Annotated in this window: 17 protein-coding genes; 16 read left to right on the forward strand and 1 reads right to left on the reverse strand. The window is 69.6% G+C overall.

Annotated features, from left to right (window positions below):
- The first annotated feature begins 8 nt into the window (after window positions 1-8).
- From EAS64_RS21450 to EAS64_RS21485, 8 genes are all read left to right on the forward strand, one after another.
- Window positions 9-725 carry an ABC transporter ATP-binding protein gene (locus tag EAS64_RS21450; protein WP_145855392.1) on the forward strand — a complete coding sequence of 239 codons (717 nt, stop codon included), beginning with the start codon at window positions 9-11 and terminating at the stop codon, window positions 723-725.
- Window positions 722-1,945: an ABC transporter permease gene (locus EAS64_RS21455; RefSeq protein WP_145855394.1), complete on the forward strand. Its 1,224-nt coding sequence runs from the start codon at window positions 722-724 to the stop codon at window positions 1,943-1,945. Before EAS64_RS21450 ends, EAS64_RS21455 begins: the two co-directional genes overlap by 4 nt.
- A gap of 136 nt (window positions 1,946-2,081) precedes the next feature.
- Window positions 2,082-3,266, forward strand: a complete 1,185-nt coding sequence (locus EAS64_RS21460; protein ID WP_145855396.1) for a MalY/PatB family protein — start codon at window positions 2,082-2,084, stop codon at window positions 3,264-3,266.
- 250 nt (window positions 3,267-3,516) lie between these two features.
- The gene (locus EAS64_RS21465) at window positions 3,517-5,025 is read left to right on the forward strand and encodes a sensor histidine kinase (protein ID WP_145855399.1); all 1,509 of its coding nucleotides are present in this window, start codon (window positions 3,517-3,519) and stop codon (window positions 5,023-5,025) included.
- Between the two features lie 2 nt (window positions 5,026-5,027).
- Window positions 5,028-5,477, forward strand: a complete 450-nt coding sequence (locus EAS64_RS21470; RefSeq protein WP_145855401.1) for a roadblock/LC7 domain-containing protein — start codon at window positions 5,028-5,030, stop codon at window positions 5,475-5,477.
- Window positions 5,474-5,818 (forward strand): DUF742 domain-containing protein, encoded by a 345-nt coding sequence (locus EAS64_RS21475; protein ID WP_145855403.1) that lies wholly within the window; start codon window positions 5,474-5,476, stop codon window positions 5,816-5,818. Before EAS64_RS21470 ends, EAS64_RS21475 begins: the two co-directional genes overlap by 4 nt.
- A 16-nt stretch (window positions 5,819-5,834) precedes the next feature.
- Window positions 5,835-6,392, forward strand: a complete 558-nt coding sequence (locus EAS64_RS21480; RefSeq protein WP_145855405.1) for a GTP-binding protein — start codon at window positions 5,835-5,837, stop codon at window positions 6,390-6,392.
- Between the two features lie 45 nt (window positions 6,393-6,437).
- A complete protein-coding gene (locus EAS64_RS21485) occupies window positions 6,438-7,679 on the forward strand; it encodes a styrene monooxygenase/indole monooxygenase family protein (protein ID WP_145855407.1) in 1,242 nt (413 codons plus the stop codon).
- 116 nt (window positions 7,680-7,795) lie between these two features.
- Here EAS64_RS21485 and EAS64_RS21490 read toward each other — a convergent pair whose 3' ends face one another.
- Window positions 7,796-9,715 carry a S53 family peptidase gene (locus tag EAS64_RS21490; protein WP_222849492.1) on the reverse strand — a complete coding sequence of 640 codons (1,920 nt, stop codon included), beginning with the start codon at window positions 9,713-9,715 and terminating at the stop codon, window positions 7,796-7,798.
- Between the two features lie 177 nt (window positions 9,716-9,892).
- Here EAS64_RS21490 and EAS64_RS21495 point away from each other — a divergent pair, with 177 nt between their 5' ends.
- The 8 genes from EAS64_RS21495 (at window position 9,893) to EAS64_RS21530 (ending at window position 16,506) form a co-directional block, all read left to right on the forward strand.
- Window positions 9,893-10,885: a GlxA family transcriptional regulator gene (locus EAS64_RS21495; protein ID WP_187366086.1), complete on the forward strand. Its 993-nt coding sequence runs from the start codon at window positions 9,893-9,895 to the stop codon at window positions 10,883-10,885.
- Window positions 10,886-10,895: 10 nt separating this feature from the next.
- Window positions 10,896-11,531, forward strand: a complete 636-nt coding sequence (locus tag EAS64_RS21500; RefSeq protein WP_145855411.1) for a DJ-1/PfpI family protein — start codon at window positions 10,896-10,898, stop codon at window positions 11,529-11,531.
- 9 nt (window positions 11,532-11,540) lie between these two features.
- Window positions 11,541-12,545 (forward strand): glutathione S-transferase family protein, encoded by a 1,005-nt coding sequence (locus tag EAS64_RS21505; protein ID WP_145855413.1) that lies wholly within the window; start codon window positions 11,541-11,543, stop codon window positions 12,543-12,545.
- Between the two features lie 102 nt (window positions 12,546-12,647).
- Entirely contained in the window at window positions 12,648-13,526 is an 879-nt protein-coding gene (locus EAS64_RS21510; RefSeq protein ID WP_145855415.1) for an NAD-dependent epimerase/dehydratase family protein, read from the forward strand.
- Window positions 13,527-13,534: 8 nt separating this feature from the next.
- Entirely contained in the window at window positions 13,535-14,074 is a 540-nt protein-coding gene (mug, locus tag EAS64_RS21515; protein ID WP_246115798.1) for a G/U mismatch-specific DNA glycosylase, read from the forward strand.
- A 71-nt stretch (window positions 14,075-14,145) separates the two neighbouring features.
- On the forward strand, window positions 14,146-14,478 hold the full coding sequence (locus EAS64_RS21520; protein ID WP_187366087.1) for a helix-turn-helix transcriptional regulator: 333 nt from the start codon (window positions 14,146-14,148) through the stop codon (window positions 14,476-14,478).
- Entirely contained in the window at window positions 14,465-15,712 is a 1,248-nt protein-coding gene (locus tag EAS64_RS21525; RefSeq protein WP_145855418.1) for a type II toxin-antitoxin system HipA family toxin, read from the forward strand. Before EAS64_RS21520 ends, EAS64_RS21525 begins: the two co-directional genes overlap by 14 nt.
- 173 nt (window positions 15,713-15,885) lie before the next feature.
- Window positions 15,886-16,506, forward strand: coding sequence for a COG4315 family predicted lipoprotein (locus EAS64_RS21530; protein ID WP_222849494.1), 621 nt, complete (start codon window positions 15,886-15,888; stop codon window positions 16,504-16,506).
- Window positions 16,507-16,555 lie beyond the last annotated feature (49 nt).

A 16,555-nucleotide genomic window follows, 5' to 3' on the forward strand; every position in this document is an offset into this window, starting at 1 on the left:
GCCCGCCGATGACCGCGGAACTTCGACGCACGCCGGCGCTCAGCCTGCGCGACGTCCGCAAGATCTATCCGGGCACCCCCCCGGTGGAGTCCGTCAGGGGCGTGACCCTGGACGTCATGCCCGGTGAGATGGCCAGCATCGTCGGCCCGTCAGGCTCAGGCAAGAGCACCCTGCTGCACCTGGCCGCCGGCCTTGACCGTCCCACCGCAGGCTCGGTGGCGATCGCGGGCCAGGACGTGTCCGCGCTGTCCGACCGCGAGCTCGCCGGCCTGCGCGCCTGGCGAGTCGGCGTAATCTTCCAGCAGTTCTTCCTGCTCGACGCCCTGACCGCCCTGGATAACGTGGCGGCGGCCCTGCTCTACCAGGGCGTTCCCGCATGGCGCAGGCGGCAGGCCGCCGCGGCCATGCTCGACCTGGTGGGCCTCGGCCACCGGATGACCCACCGGCCCCGCCAGCTGTCCGGCGGCGAACAGCAGCGCGTGGCGATCGCCAGGGCCCTGGTGGGGAACCCGGCCTTCGTCCTCGCCGACGAGCCGACGGGCAACCTTGACCAGACCACCGGCCAGGAGATCATGGCCTTGCTCCGCGCACTGAACGCCGACCATGGCGTGACCCTGGCCGTGATCACCCACGATCCGTCGATCGCCGCGTCCGCGTCACGCCGCATCGAGCTCCGCGACGGCCGCGTCGTCGCCGACCACCGCGAAAGGCAAGCGCAGCGATGACCCGTCCCGCCGGCCCCCGGCCCACATTGCGGCGATCCACCCTGCGACCAGGCGACGCGCTGCGCACCGCCCTCCTCGGCCTGCGCTACCGCCGTGCCCGTGCCGCCCTGTCGGCGCTCGGGATCGCCATCGGGATCGCCGCCCTCGTCGCCGTCCTCGGCATCACCAGGTCCAGCCAGTCGGCGCTGCTCGCCGAGATCGACCAGCTCGGCACCAACCTGCTCACCGTGACCAACGGCCAGACGTTCGACGGACAGGAGGCCGAGCTCCCGGTCGCCGCGACCCCGATGATCCGGCGCATCGCGGGCGTCGAGCGGGCTGCCCCGACGGCCATTCTGGCCAGTGCCCGCGTCTACCGCACCGACAAAGTCTCGCCCTACGACACCGGAGGCCTGGCCACGCGGGCGGCAGACCCGTCACTGCTCGCCGTGCTCGGCGGCACCCTGCGGCAGGGAACCTTCCTCAACGCCGCGGAAGGCCGCTACCCGGTCACCGTGCTCGGCTACCAGGCCGCCCGGTCCCTCGGCATCGCCGCCTTCGGCGGCCCGCCGCCCCGCGTCTTCATCGGCGGCCGCTGGTTCACCGTGGCCGGCATCCTGAACCCGCTGCCGCTCGCCCCGGAGATTGACCGCTCCGCGCTTGTCGGCTTCCCCGTCGCCGCCACGCTGCTCGGCTACGACGGCCATCCGAGCCGGATCTACGTCCGCACCGATGTCAACGCGACGAACCAGGTAGCCGCACTCCTCGGCCCGACAGCGGACCCGGAAACGCCGGGTGACGTGGCGGTAAGCCAGCCGTCGGCCGCGCTGACCGCGCGGCTCGCGGTCGCCCAGGCGTCCACCACGCTGTTCCTCGGCCTCGGCGCCGTGGCGCTGCTGGTCGGTGGCATCGGGATCGCCAACGTGATGGTGATCGCGGTTCTTGAGCGCAGGCAGGAGATCGGCCTGCGCCGGGCTCTCGGTGCGGCCAGGATCCATATCGCCGCTCAGTTCCTCACCGAGGCCATCCTCCTAGGGACCCTCGGCGGCATCGCGGGCTTGACCGCAGGAACGGTCATCACGGTCGCACTGGCCCGTGCCAGGCACTGGACCCCCCTCATCCCGCCGGCGGCGCTATGGGCCGGCCTCGGGGTCGCGGTGACGGTCGCCGCCCTGGCCGGCCTCTACCCGGCCGCCCGGGCCGCCCGCCTCGCCCCAGCCGAAGCGCTCCGCACCACCTGAAGCCGGTCAAGCAGTAGATCAGAGCCGGCAGCCGCGCCCATCGGCCGCCGTGACCCGTCGTTCTCCGGGCCCGCGGGTACGCCGGGCCAGCGGCCGGCACGGCGGCGACCCGGGTGGTCCCGGGGACAATGGGGTCATGACGTCGTTCGCGGAGATCATCGACCGGACCACCGCCGACGAACTCAGGGCGCGCGGCAGCTGGAAGTGGGCGAAGGGCGGGCCCGGCGTGATCGGCGCGTTCGTGGCCGAGATGGACTTCGGTGTGGCGCGGCCGGTCGAGGAAGCGCTGCTCGGCGTGATCGAGCGGCGGGAATTGGGCTATCTCAGCCAGCGAGCGTCGGACGCGATGGCGGCCGCGTGCGCGCGCTGGCAGCGGGAGCGGTATGGCTGGGAGGTCGACCCGGAACGCGTCCGCCCGCTGCCCGACGTGATCACCGGCCTCGCCGCGGCGATCAGCGTGTTCTCCCGCCCCGGCAGCCCGGTGATCCTGCCGACACCCGCCTACATGCCGTTTCTCACCTGGCCGGCCACCCTGGGCCGGGAGATTATCCAGGTCCCGATGGCGGCCGACGGCGGTCGCTACGTCCTGGACCTCGACGGCATCGCGGCGGCGTTTAAAAGGGGTGGTCACCTGCTCGTGCTGTGCAATCCGAGCAACCCTGTCGGCCGGGTGTACGGCGCGGAGGAACTCGCCGCCGTCGCCGGCGTGGTCGAGGCCAATGGCGGCCGGGTGTTCGCCGACGAGATCCACGCGCCGCTGTTGTATCCCGGAGGCAGGCATATCCCTTATGCCTCACTGAGCGAGGCAACGGCGAGGCACACGGTGACGGGCACCGCCGCGTCCAAGGGGTGGAACCTGCCCGGGCTCAAGTGCGCGCAGCTTGTGCTGTCCAACGACGCGGACGCGGTGCTGTGGGCGGAGCGCGGCTTCACATTCGAGCACGGCACGTCCACCCCAGGCGCCTGGGCCGCGGCCGCCGCCTACCGCGACGGCGGCGACTGGCTCGCCGACGTCGTCGGCTACCTGGACGGCAGCCGGCTGCTCCTCGCCGAACTGCTCGCCGCCCGGCTGCCCGAGATCGGCTACCGGCCGCCAGCGGGCACCTATCTCGCCTGGCTTGACTGCCGCGGGCTGTTCGCCGCGCGGGGCATCGAGGAGAACCCGGCTGACTTCTTTCTCGAGCGGGGGCGTGTGCTGCTGACCGACGGCGCGGCCTGCGGCGACGCGGGCCAGGGTCACGTCAGGCTCAACTTCGCGACCCCGCGCCCGATCCTCGCCGAGATGGTCCGCCGCTTGGCGGACGCGGTGAATGGCAGGTGACATTCCGGGGGTCGCGCGGGGCGATTTCACGAGCATGGGGTGTCGCAGTCAGCCGGAACCGTTCGGATAAATGTCTTGTTTGTCTTATTTGGTAAGAATGAGACATATTGGCGTCGATGGGGCATTTTCGCAAGGCGGGAATTATCGATACAAACGAGGATTCATGCTGTGAAGTGTGCGCAATTGCCGCTCGTCTATGCCAATCTGATCATCGTCCGTTTTTCCGTCGAAGCGGGAAGAGCTTGCTGCGATGACTCGGTGGAGCCTCAGGCGCCGCTTTGGGGTAACTCAGGACACTGAGCGCCAGTATCAGCCGGGGGCCGCGAGCCAGCCGGACCCGGCGAAGGCGGGCCAGCCAGGCACCGCGAAGCGGGCTAACTGGTTCGAGCCGGGTCGCGGACGTGCGCTACCCGGCTCGGCTCCGTCGGGGACCGGGCCGTACGGCGTGATCGACACCACACCGAGCCCGGCGGGACCCGGACAGCAGGCCGCGCCTCAGTACAGTGCCGGCCAGTACAGTGCCGGCCAGTACGGCGCGGCCTCCCCTGGCCAGTTTCCTGGCCAGCCCGTAGCGAGTCCGCAACCGGGCGGTGTCGCCGTGCTCGCGCCCGCGCAGCCGCCGGCCTGGCAGGCATCTGCGCAGGGATCCGCGCAGCCGGCCGCCAGCGCGCCCGCCGCGGTGCGGGAGCCGCTGACCGAGCCGGGCGTCATCGAGCCCGCGACGCGGCCGAGCTCATGGCCGGACATCTGCGACCAGTTCGGGTTGCACCTGCTCGTCCTCGCCGAGCAGCTGCGCGCCTCGCTCGACGAGCTCGAATCGGACGAGGGCGACCCGGAGCGGCTACGGCGGCTCTATCAGGTCGACCACGCGGTGACCCGGATGCGGCGCGCCAGCCGGGACCTGCGCACCCTCGCCGGAAGAAGCGAAGAGGAACTGGCCGGGTTCACCACCTCGCTGCTTGACGTCATCCGGATGGCGGCCTCGGCGATCGAGCGGTACACCCAGGTCTCCGTCGGGCGCGTCACCGACCTCGCTGTGCTCGGCTACGCGGCGGACGACGTGGGGTCGCTGATGTCGGCACTGCTCGACAACGCCACCAGGTACTCGCCAGGCACGGTCACCGTGAGCTGCCATCTGCTCGAAGACGGCGGCGTGATGTTCCGCGTCGAGGACACCGGCATCGGCATCGGGACGGAGCAGGTCAACACCCTCAACGCGACCCTGGCCGGGCCAGTACCCGAGGTCGATGAGCGCACCGGACGGCACACCGGATTCCCTGTTGTGCACCGGATCGCCCGTAAGCACTCGATTGGCGTGCGGCTCGCCTCGCGCCCCTTGCCGAACAGCGGCACGGTCGCGATGGTGACACTCCCGCCGCACCTGCTCTGCGAGGTTCCCGTGGAGGAGCAACAGCGCCGGCCCGCCCCGGCCGCCGGATCCGCGCCGCAGCCCGCGCCCCGGCCGCCGGTACCCGACTTGCCCCGCGACGAGCCGGGCCAGCCGCCCGTCTGGGAACCGCCCGAGCTGCCCGACCGGGACCAGCAAGCGCGGCAGCCCGGCGACCTGCCGCGAAGAGAGCGGGCCAGCCTGCGCGGCGACGAGCCACGGCCGAAGCAGCAGGAGCCCGCCCCGGTGCCCACGCCTGAGCAGCAGGCTGCGGCGCGCCGGGCCTTCGCCGACGAGCTCAACGCCTTCTCGCTTGGCACGGCAGGCGTACTGGACACCGCCGAGGACAACGCACCCGAGGAGGAAGCCTAACCATGACCAACTCCGCAGTGCTGCCGCGCGACCCGCAGGACTTCGGGTGGCTCGTCGACAACTTCGCCGCGTCGACGCCGGGGGTCACCCACGCGCTTATCGTTTCCGCCGACGGCCTGCCGCTGATCGCGGCCGGCGGGATGTCGCCCGACCTGGCCGATCCGCTGGCCGCGATGACCAGCGGGATCATCAGCCTCGGCAACAACATCGCGGGCAAGGTCGGCGAGCCCGGCTGCGACCAGGTGATGCTCAAGTTCCCTTCCGGCCACTTCCTCTTTATGGGCATCGGCAACCTTGCCGGGTTCGCCGTGCTCGTGCGCGACGGCGCGAACCTCGGCGTGGTTGCCCACCAGATGGCTCAGCTGGTCGACGCTGTCGGCCACGTCTTGACGCCGCAGCTCCGCGACGACCTGCGCCGATTGAACGCCATGAACGGAGGGGCGCCGCGATGACCGCCAATCCCTGGGTCCGCCCCTATGTGCTGACCGGGGGACGGACACGCACCCGGCACCACCTGTACGTGCACACCCTGGTCTCGGTGCAGCGTTACGACCCGGCCGCGTCGGGCCGGCTGTCGCCGGAGGCGCGCAGGCTGTACGAGCGGGCGTCCTTTGGCCCGCAGTCGGTCGCTGAGCTGTCGGCGCACTGCGGCGTGTCGCTCGGCGTCGCCCGTGTGCTGCTCGAGGACCTCGCCGCCACGGACCACGTGCAGATCAACGAGGAGGCGTACGCGTCTCCGTACGACCACCGGCTGCTGAAGAGAGTGATCGATGGCCTTCGCGAGTTCGCCTGACAGGGTGGCGCCGAGTGTGACCTCGGCGAAGATCGTCGTCGCTGGCGGGTTCGGCGTGGGAAAGACCACCCTGGTCAGTACGGTCTCGGAGATTCCGCCCGTCAACACCGAGGCGTGGATGACCCAGGCGAGCAAGACGGTCGACCCGCTGCACGGCACCGACGAGAAGACCACCACCACGGTCGCCATGGACTTCGGCCGCGTCACTCTGGGCAGAGACCTCATCCTGTACCTATTCGGCACGCCGGGACAGCCGCGGTTCTGGCCGATGTGGGACGACCTGTGCCGCGGCGCGAGCGCCGCGCTCGTCCTGGTGGACACGCGCCGCCTCGACGTCTCCTTCCCCGCGGTCAACTACTTCGAGAACGACTCCGACGTGCCGTTCGTGGTGGGCGTCAACCTGTTCGACGGCCGCCAGACCCACCCGCTTGACCAGGTCCGCGACGCGTTGGGCGTCGCCGACACGGTGCCGCTCGTCACCGTCGACGCGCGTGAACGCCGCTCCTCCGTTCAGGCATTGCTCGCCGGCCTGACTAACACGCTGGAAAAAACGTCACCGGTCGCCACTCGCTGAATCCGGCGTAAGGCGCTGGCCCCACTCAAGGAGTGTGTTCCCCCCGTGCGCAGAATTCTCATCGTAGGCGCCGGCCAGGCCGGGCTTCAGCTGGCGCTGAGCCTGCAGGCCGAAGGCTACGACGTGACCGTCATGTCGGCTCGCACACCCGACGAAATCCGCAACGGGTGGCCGACCTCCACCCAGGTGATGATGTACCGGGCCCTGGACAGGGAACGCGAGGTCAGCCTCAACTTCTGGGACGACACCGCGACGCCGATCGGCGGAATCGGCTTCAACCTGTCCCCGGCCCCCGGCGTGTCGGCCTTCTCCTTCTCCGGCGCGTGGGCACGCCCGGGCAATTCGGTCGACCAGCGGCTCAAGATGTCGACCTGGATCGAGCTGTTCGAGCAGCGCGGCGGCCGGATGATCTACCACTCGGTGATGACCTCCGACCTGTCCGGCCTCGCGCCGATGTACGACCTGACGATCATCGCCGCGGGCAAGGGCGAGATCGTGGAGATGTTCGACAGGGACGCCGAGCGGTCGCTCTACGCCAGGCCCGCGAGGAACCTGGCGGCCATCTACGTGAACGGGATCGACCCGTTCCCCGGGGCCGCCGAGCCGCGGATGCGGGTGAACCTGCGGCCGGGCGCGGGCGAGTACCTGCACATGCAGTCCCACACGCTCACCGGCCCGTGTGACGTGCTGCTCGTCGAGGCCGTGCCCGGCGGTCCGTTCGACATCTTCACCGACCGCCCGTCGCCCGCCGAGCACTTGCGGCGGCTGCACGCCATGCTGGCCGAGCATTTCCCGTGGGAGGCCGAGCTGTACCGGAACGCCGAGCCCACCGACGCGCGCGCGTCGCTGATCGGCGCGTTCCCCGGCACCGTCCGCCGCCCCTACGCCGAGGTCGCGCCTGGCGCCTATGTCCTCGGCATCGGCGACGTGGTCGTCGTCAACGACCCGATCAGCGGTCAGGGCGCCAACAACGCCGCCCACGCGTCAGGGATGTACCTAAGGGCCATCCTGGAGCGCGGCAACGCGCCGTTCACGCCACAGTGGATGCAGCAGACCTTCGACACGTTCTGGGCACACGCGCAGAATTCCTGCATCCTCACCCAGATGATGCTCGAGCCGATGCCCATCCACGCGCAGCAGGTGCTCGGGGCGGCAGCACAGTTCCAGGAGATCGCCGACCGGTTCGCCGACATCTTCATTCACCCGGCCACCATCCACGACTTCCTGCTCGACCCCGCCAAGGCCGCCGCCTACCTGGAACAAGTCGCCGCCGCGCACCCGCAGTAGCCGCCGGCGCCAGGGGGGACAACAACATCAGGCGCGACAACACTGGCCACAGGTTCACCCTCAGCGCAGCAAAAAGGCCGGCCGGGCGTGCGCCCGGCCGGCCTTTTTCGTGCCAGTTACTTGCTGATCATGGACAGGAATGAGCTGGTCGGCGTGCCGAGGCCGGTCACATCGTCGTAACCGGGCGTCGTCTGCAGGCTCAGCGTCTGGTTGGCCGTGCGCAGCACGTAGCTCAGGCCGCCGGTGGCGTCAACGCTGTTCTTGTAGTTGGAGCGGACCACGGCGATCGTGGCCGACGGGCTCACCACGTCGTTGAACGCGGCGGAGCCAGCGAGCTTGTACAGCAGCGGGTTGACGAAGCCGAGTGGCTGGCCGGCCGCCTGGTTGGCCAGCGCCATGATGCCCGCGACGATCGGCGAGGCCAGGCTGGTGCCGCCGATGCGGTACTCGGAGTACTTCGCCGTGCCGTCGGGGAACGTCTGGGTCTCGCCGATTAGGTAACCGGCGTTGGGGTCGGCGAGCGCCGCGATGTCCGGAACGGCCCGGCCGGTGCGGCCCTGCGCGGCGAACACGCCGGCCGGGACGACGCCCTGCTGGTAGGACGGCTCGGCGAACAGCGTGCTCACGCCGCCGCCCGCTCCGTAGAGCCACGGCCCTGGCGGCGTGGACGCCCACGCGGTGCCGTTCCAGGTCGAGGTGGTGGTGCCCCAGCCGGTCTCGAACAAGTAGTTGTTCGACGCACCGACGCCGAGCGTGGTGCCGCCGACGGAGGTGACGAATGGGCTTGAGGCCGGCCAGTCGGCGGTCCGGTATCCCACCACCTGCGACTCGTCGCTGTTGTCGCCGGAGGAGAAGTAGATGCCAATTCCCTCGATGACGCCCTGCATCATCGTGTCTTCGTACGGCTTGATGAAGCCGGGCGGGAGCTGCTCGGTGTCCCAGCCGTAGGAGTTGGTGACGATGTCCGCCAGGTGCTTGTCCACCACGTTGTTGAGCGCGGCGTCCAGGTCCTGGAAGTTGTTCGGCGCGCCGACGTAGACGATCTTGGCCGCGGGCGCCATGCCGTGCACGGCCTCGGCGTCCAGGGTCTCCTCGCCGTACCAGCCCTGCGGATCCTGCTTCTTGCCAGACTCCGGGTGGTGGTAAGTGCCTGGCGCGACGACCTGGGTGAGCTGGCTGCCGGACATGGTGGGCAGGCCGCGGTTGACCGACCACTGGTTCACATCGGCCGCGAGGGTTGGGGCGGCGTAGGCGTCGATGATCGCCACGGTCTGCCCGCTGCCGTCGTACCCGGAGATGCCGTACGCGCCCTTGACCTGCTGCGGTGTGTAACCGCAGGGGGCGTAGGGCAGCGTGCCTGAGCCGTAGGGGTTGGTGAAGCCGGTCGCCTGCTTCTCGCCCCAGTAGGCGGAGCACGGCTGGGCGCTGACGAACGCGGCCGGCGGTGGCGCGTCCCCGTTGGTGTGGTCCGTCTGGACAAACTGGGCACTGTCGTCGAGGCCGGCGACCCCGGTGACGATGCCGGACAGGGAGTCGGGGATGGCGACGTTCGCCTCCGGCGACCTGACGGTGAGCCCGGACACGCTGTATTCGCCGAACGTGGTGCCGAACGCCGCCTCCGCCTGGGCGACGGTGCCCTCGGCGGACACGTAGTGGTTGTTCTGCGGGGTGTACTCGACGCTGAAGCCCTGGCTCTTGAGCCAGCTCTGCACCGCGCCGACCTGCGCTTGGGACGGCGCGAACTGCTGGCGGAACTGGGCGGGGGTAAGGAACTTCCGGTAGGACGCGCTGCTCGGGTCGGACACCGCCGCGGCGAGCGACGCCACCGCCGCTGGGTCGTTCCAGCCGAGGTAAACGCGGAAGCCCACGTCGCCGGCCGGGTCGGCAGTCCCAACGAGGTTTTTCGAATTCGCCCACGCGGGGATGCTGCCCGCGAGGACGGCCTTCCCTGACGCGGCGTTAGCCGTTCCGAATGCGGTGATCGCGCATGCCGAGCCGAGAACGGTCACGGCGGCGAGTGCGGGCAGTCGGCGCATACGCTCCTCCTGAAGGATTGATTGTGGTCCACCTCTCATTACGGAAATCGTCAACTCGGGATTTCTTGTTACTGCGCTTTGTACGAACGGCCGACAGTTCCTGTGAAAATTCCGTGGCCGGCGAGACCGTCGGCCGACCTCCATGGCAGGATTGGTGGGTTTTTCGTCATTGCTGCCATGACGTCGCCCGGCCACACTGGTGGCGTGCGAACAGTTCTGATCATCGTGTTCGACGGGGTGCAATCCCTCGACGTCACCGGCCCGCTTGAGGTCTTCGCCCACGCGGCCAGCCACGACGGCGGTCCCGCCTACCGGGTGCGCACCGCCAGTCTCGGCGGTGCCGCGGTGCGCGCGTCGAGCGGCCTCACCCTGGTTCCCGACGACGACCTGGCCGCCGTGGACACGAGCCAGCTGAGCCTGCTCCTCGTCCCCGGCGGTGACGGGGCGCGCCGCCGCCTGCCGGAACTCGTCCAGTGGCTCCGCGAGCACGCGTCGCGCGCATCGCGCGTCGCCTCCGTCTGCACCGGCGCCTACCTGCTCGCCGAGGCCGGGCTGCTCGACGGCAGGCGCGCCACCACGCACTGGTCACGGTGCGAGGACTTCGCGAAGAGCTATCCGGCCATCGACGTCGACCCGGACCCGATCTTCATCAAGGACGGCGACATCGCCACGTCGGCGGGCGTCACCGCAGGCATCGACCTCGGGCTCGCCTTCGTGGAGGATGACCTCGGCCGCGACCAGGCGCTCACTGTCGCCCGCGCCCTGGTGGTGTTCCTGCGCAGGCCCGGCGGCCAGTCGCAGTTCAGCGTCCAGCTGACGGCCCAGGTGGCGAAGAGCACGCCGCTGCGCCGGGTACAGCAGTGGATCGCCGAGCACCCAGCGGCCGACCTGTCCGTCGAGGCGCTCGCGGGCAGGGCAAGCCTGTCGCCGCGCCAGTTCGCCCGCGCGTTCGCAGCCGAGACCGGCATGTCTCCGGGCAAGTACGTGGAGCGCACCCGCCTGGAAGCCGCGCGGCGCCATCTGGAGGACACCGCGGAAGGCATCGAGCAGACCGCGCGTGCCTGCGGGTATGGCACCCCCGAGGCGATGCGCCGCGCGTTTCTGCTAGCCCTCGGCGCCAGCCCCGCCGAGTACCGCCGCCGTTTCCGTCCCGCACCGAGCTCACAGTAGGAGGAGCATCATGCAAATCGTCATCGCGCTGTTCGACCGCTTCACCGCGCTGGACGCCGTCGGACCCCACCAGGTCCTGCATCACCTGCCCGATGCCGAAGTAATCTTCGCCGCAGAACGGGTTCGTGGCATCACCGACGAGTCCGGTACCCTCACCCTGCAGTCGCAGGCGTCCTACGCCGATGTCCCGCGTCCGGACATCATCGTCGTACCCGGCGGGCCTGGCCAGGCCGCCCAGATGACCCCGGGGCCGCTGCAGGACTGGCTCATCGAGGCGGACAAGACCAGCACCTGGACCACCTCGGTGTGCACCGGCGCGCTGGTGCTCGCCGCGGCGGGCCTGCTGACCGGCCGCGCTGCCACCACGTACTGGCTCGCCATGGAGGAACTCGGCCGTCTCGGCGCCGTGCCGAAGCGCGAGCGCTACGTCTTCGACGGCAAGTACGTCACCGGCGCGGGAGTCTCCGCGGGCATCGACATGGCCCTTGCCCTGGCGGGCCGCGTCGCGGGCGACGAGGAGGCCAAGCGCATCCAGCTGGCTATCGAATACGACCCGCATCCCCCGTACCAGTCGGGCTCGCCGGCCACCGCGAGCCCGGAGACGGTCGCGCCCTTCGTCGCGAGGAGCCGCTTCGCCCGCGTCTAGGCTTGAGCCATGAGCACAGCCGGCGAGTTCAAGCGCGATACCACTTACCTGGACGGGCGCATCACCGCCGACGGCCGGGACGGCTGGCCACTGGAGGCCGGCCGTTACCGGCTGGTGGTGGCCCGCGGCTGCCCGTGGGCCAACAGGACCATGATCGTCAGGAGGCTTCTCGGGCTTGAGGACGCCCTCGGCATGGGCATCTGCGGCCCCACGCACGACTGGCGCTCCTGGCAGTTCGACCTGGACCCGGGGGAGAAGGACCCGGTGCTTGGCATCCACTGGCTCCGCGAGGCCTACGAGAAGGCCGTCCCCGGCTACGAGCGGGGCGTGACGGTGCCCGCGATCGTGGACATCCCGAGCGGCAAGGTGGTCACCTCCGACTTCCGGCAGATCACCAGGGACATGGAAATCGAGTGGACTTCCTACCAGCGTGACGGCGCGCCCGACCTCTATCCGGACGCCCTGGCAGCCGAGATCGAGGAGGTCAGCGACCCCATCTACCGCGAGGTCAACAACGGGGTCTACCGCTGCGGCTTCGCCTCGAGCCAGCGGGCCTACGACGAGGCGTACCGCGCGCTTTTCGCCCGGCTCGACTGGCTCGAGGAGCGCCTCGCGAACCGCCGCTACCTGGTCGGCGACACGATCACTGAGGCGGACGTCCGGCTGTGGACCACGCTTGCCAGGTTCGATGCCGTTTACCACGGCCACTTCAAGTGCAACAGGAACAAGCTGATCGAGATGCCGGCCCTGTGGGGCTACGCGCGCGACCTGTTCCAGACCCCGGGCTTCGGCGACACCATCGATTTCGTCCAGACCAAGCAGCACTACTACCTGGTGCACAAGAACCTCAACCCCTCAGGCATCGTCCCCGACGGCCCGGATCTGTCCGGCTGGCTGACGCCGCACCACAGGGAAGAACTCGGCGGCCGCCCGTTCGGCGACGGCACGCCGCCCGGACCGCCGCCCGAGCCGGAGCGCGTTCCGCTCAGCCACACGGCTCAAAGACATGTCTAAAAGTGCCCTACGTGTCTGATCGTAGGCATTCCAGAGGTATGGCTCTACGGGCATGCAACTGCGCCGATCCGTCACTTTTAGACATGTCTTAGGCTCAGTGGCATGGCGAACACTCAGAGCCGGATCTGCGTTACCGGAGCGACCGGCAAGGCCGGCCGCGCCGCCGTCAGGGAACTGCGCGAGCACGGCTATCAGGTGGTGGCCACGGACGCTGCCGTGAGCCGTGAAGACGTGGCGAACGACGTCCTGCGAGCCGACCTGACCGACTACGGTCAGGCGATCGAGGCGCTGCGCGGAAGCGACGCGGTGGTGCACCTGGCGAACATCCCGGCACCCGGCGTGTCAACCCCCGCGGTCACCTTCAACGCCAACGTCACGATGAACTTCAACGTCTTCCACGCGGCCGCTGCGCTGGGGCTTCGCCGGGTGGTCTGGGCGTCGAGCGAGACAACGCTCGGCCTGCCGTTCGGCTACGGCCTCGAGCAGGAGCCTGGCGCGCCTGGCGAGCTGCGCTATGCGCCCGTCGACGAGGACCATTTCCCCTTCCCGGCGTCGACCTACGCGCTGTCGAAGGTGGCAAGCGAAACCATCGCCGAGCACATCTCCCGCTGGTCGGGCATCCCGTTCATCGGCCTGCGCATCTCCAACATCATGGAGCCGGGCGACTACGAGCGCTTCCCCGAGTACTGGGCGCAGCCGCACTCCCGTAAGTGGAACCTGTGGGGCTACGTCGACGTCCGCGACGTCGCCGCCGCCTGCCGGCTCGGACTGGAAGCCGACGTGGCCGGCAGCGACAACGTCATCATCGCCGCCGCCGACACGGTGATGAACCGCCCGTCCCGCGACGTCCTCGCCGAGGTCTTCCCCGACGTCCCGCTCACCGCCGAGATTCCAGAGCACGGCACGCTGCTGGCCATCGACCGTGCCAGACAGCTGCTCGGCTATCACCCCCGCCACTCCTGGCGCGACCACATCCGGTGAGGATCGGCGTGGTCGACCTCGAGGCGGCGCGCGATGCGACGCTGCCGGACGTGCTGCCCGCACCGGGAGAGCCGTTCCGCGTCCTGTTCACCGGGATCAATCCCGGGCTGTATTCGGCCGCGACCGGCTGGCACTTCGCCAGGCCGGGCAACCGCTTCTGGGCAGCCCTGCACGGCTCGGGTTTCACTCCCACCCTGCTCAAGCCCTCGCAGCAGCAGGAACTCACCCGCTACGGCCTCGGCATCACCAACGTCGCGCCCCGCGCGACCGCCCAGGCCGCCGAGCTGTCGGTCGCCGAGCTCAAGGAGGGCGGCGCGCGTCTCCTCGCCCTGATCGAGTCCCGCTGTCCCCGCTTCGTCGCGATCGCCGGCGTCACCGCCTACCGCGTCGCCTTCGGCCGCCCCAAGGCGGCCATCGGCCCCCAGCCAGAAACCCTCGGCCGCGCCCGCCTGTGGATCCTCCCAAACCCAAGCGGCCTCAACGCCTCCTGGCAACTCCCCAGGCTCGCCGAGGCGTTCCGCGAGCTGAATGAAGCTGTAGGTCCTTAGAGAAGCATGGTATATCATGGATAACGCTTGATAGCGATGGTATACCAGCGCTTCCTGGTTGTGAGGTCCTCGTGCGTCGTCCCCATTCCTACTCACCGGAAGTTCTCGACGCCGCGCGCGTGCTTGGACTCAGGATTGCCGAAGGGCGCCGCCTGCGGAGGTGGACGCAGGCGGAACTGTGCGAGCGCGCAAGCGTTTCCTCGACGACATTGCGCAATGCCGAGCGCGGCGAGCCGACGGTAGCGATCGGCGTGATGTTCGAACTCGCGGCGCTGGTCGGCGTTGAGCTCTTCGGGGTTCCCGCAGGCCAGTTGAGCGCGTTGTCCGCCCGTGAACGCGACCGCCTGGCAGTCCTGCCGTCCCGCGTCTACCCGCGGCAGGAGGCACCAGATGACGACTTCTGACCCGCGGAGCGCATTTGCCTGGACCTGGCTTCCCGGAGCGGCCGAGCCGGTCGTGGTCGGCCGGATCGACGTCGAGGGGCCGCTGCACACGTTTACGTACGCTCGGTCTTACCGGCAGCGGACCGATGCCATGGCACTGTATGAGCCGGAGCTTCCGGTCAGCGCGGGGGTGCTGCGCCCGCACGGCGGCCTGACCATCGCCGGCTGCCTGCGTGATGCCGCCCCGGATTCGTGGGGACAGCGAGTCATCCTGGCACGGCACATCGGACACCTGACCGGTGACAGCGACACCAGTGAACTCAGCATGCTGACCTACCTGCTCGAATCGGGCTCAGACCGGATCGGCGCGCTGGATTTCCTGGAAAGCCCCGCCGAGTACGTCCCTCGGGACGCGCCGTCGGCCACACTCGAACAGCTCATGGCGGCGGCCGCGGACATCGAGACGGGACGGATGCTGCCGCCGGCATTGGCCGAGGCGCTCACGCGCGGTTCCTCGATCGGCGGTGCCCGCCCGAAGGTGCTGCTGACTGCCGCAGGCCGCAGCCTGATCGCGAAATTCTCCTCCACCAGCGACATCCGGCCAGTCGTGAAGGCAGAGGCCGTCGCCATGGAACTGGCCCGCCGTTGCGGACTCAAGGTCGCTGGGTCCGAGGTCGCCCGCGTCGCGGGTAAGGACGTACTGCTCGTGGACAGGTTCGACCGGCCAGGCGGCGGACGGCGGCACCACATGGTGTCCGCACTGACGATTCTCGGCCTTGACGACTTCACCGGGGCCCGGTACGGCAGCTACGCGACTCTGGCCGACCACGTCCGCCGGTCATTCACCGACCCCGCCGACACGCTGCGGGAGCTGTTCGGCCGCATCGTGTTCAATGTCCTCGTCGGGAACACCGACGATCATCCGCGCAACCACGCCGCGTTCGTCAACGCCGACGGCAGCCTGACCCTCACTCCCGCGTATGACATCTGCCCGCAGCCCAGATCCGTCCCCCAGGCGAACCAGGCGATGGCGATCGGCCGGGCCGGGGAGCGTTCCAGCCAGCTGAGCACCTGCCTCGGCGCAAGCGAGGTGTACCTGCTGGCCGCGGCAGAAGCGAAAGCAATCATCGACACCCAAGTCGAGATCATCAGGACCCAGTGGCGTGACGCGGCGGACACCGCGCAACTGACCGAACTCGATCGCCGGCAGTTGTTCGGCCGGGAGATCCTCAACGAATTCGTGTTCCGTGATTGATCGCACCGCCGCTGGGCGCGCCGCGGCACCTTAACACGCGGCAGTGGCCGGGATCACACCCTTTCCCCCGTCCGGTACCAATCCCGTTTTGCTCATCGCCCGTACTGGTATCGATAGGTGCTTGGGGCGATGCACTGGCGCGGCAGTACCGCGCTAGACGGGAGATGAACAGAATGACAAGGTCCATGGTGAAGCGGATGTCCCCGGCGGCCAAGCTGGCCACTGGCGTGGGCGGCGCGGCCGCCGTGGCGGTCCTTGCGGCAGCGTGCTCCAGCGGGAGCAGCACAAGCAGCAGTCCTGGGGGCGCGGCGGCAACTCCGGCCGGCGCGTCAAGCAGTGCAGGCGGATCGGGCTCCACGGTCATTAAGACCGCCTCGTCGTCGGCTGGCACGATCCTGACCGACGGCTCGGGTCGCGCCGTGTACTTGTGGACGAAGGACGGCAGCGGCATGTCCGCCTGCTCAGGGGCGTGCGCCGGAGCCTGGCCGCCGTTGATGGCGAGCGGCACCGTGACCGCCTCCGGCAGTGCCAAGGCCAGCGACCTGGGCTCGATCACCCGGTCCGACGGGAGCAAGCAGGTGACTTACGACGGGCACGCGCTGTACTACTACGTCGGCGACTCGGGATCGGGTACGGCCAGCGGCCAGGGGAGCACTCAGTTCGGCGCGAAGTGGTGGCTCGTCTCGCCCAGGGGCAGCGACGTGACCGCGTCGGTGAGCTCGTTCACCACGAGCGCCGGCGGGTCTTCGCCGGCTACCCAGGCGCCAACCATGAAGACCGTCGGCGGCTACTGACCGGCGATCACGGACTCTGGGATGGCCATGTTCCTCGCCGGAATGCCGG

The sequence above is a fragment of the Trebonia kvetii genome (assembly GCF_007827045.1).
Lineage (GTDB): Bacteria > Actinomycetota > Actinomycetes > Streptosporangiales > Streptosporangiaceae > Trebonia > Trebonia kvetii.

Coding starts and splice junctions, on each gene's coding strand:
- EAS64_RS21505 (WP_145855413.1), top strand. CDS start 11,541: ATGAGCACAGCCGGCGAGTTCAAGCGCGATACCACTTACCTGGACGGG.
- EAS64_RS21530 (WP_222849494.1), top strand. CDS start 15,886: ATGACAAGGTCCATGGTGAAGCGGATGTCCCCGGCGGCCAAGCTGGCC.
- EAS64_RS21465 (WP_145855399.1), top strand. CDS start 3,517: ATGACTCGGTGGAGCCTCAGGCGCCGCTTTGGGGTAACTCAGGACACT.
- EAS64_RS21495 (WP_187366086.1), top strand. CDS start 9,893: ATGACGTCGCCCGGCCACACTGGTGGCGTGCGAACAGTTCTGATCATC.
- EAS64_RS21490 (WP_222849492.1), bottom strand. CDS start 9,715: ATGCGCCGACTGCCCGCACTCGCCGCCGTGACCGTTCTCGGCTCGGCA.
- EAS64_RS21455 (WP_145855394.1), top strand. CDS start 722: ATGACCCGTCCCGCCGGCCCCCGGCCCACATTGCGGCGATCCACCCTG.
- EAS64_RS21500 (WP_145855411.1), top strand. CDS start 10,896: ATGCAAATCGTCATCGCGCTGTTCGACCGCTTCACCGCGCTGGACGCC.
- EAS64_RS21525 (WP_145855418.1), top strand. CDS start 14,465: ATGACGACTTCTGACCCGCGGAGCGCATTTGCCTGGACCTGGCTTCCC.
- EAS64_RS21470 (WP_145855401.1), top strand. CDS start 5,028: ATGACCAACTCCGCAGTGCTGCCGCGCGACCCGCAGGACTTCGGGTGG.
- EAS64_RS21510 (WP_145855415.1), top strand. CDS start 12,648: ATGGCGAACACTCAGAGCCGGATCTGCGTTACCGGAGCGACCGGCAAG.
- EAS64_RS21460 (WP_145855396.1), top strand. CDS start 2,082: ATGACGTCGTTCGCGGAGATCATCGACCGGACCACCGCCGACGAACTC.
- EAS64_RS21450 (WP_145855392.1), top strand. CDS start 9: ATGACCGCGGAACTTCGACGCACGCCGGCGCTCAGCCTGCGCGACGTC.
- EAS64_RS21475 (WP_145855403.1), top strand. CDS start 5,474: ATGACCGCCAATCCCTGGGTCCGCCCCTATGTGCTGACCGGGGGACGG.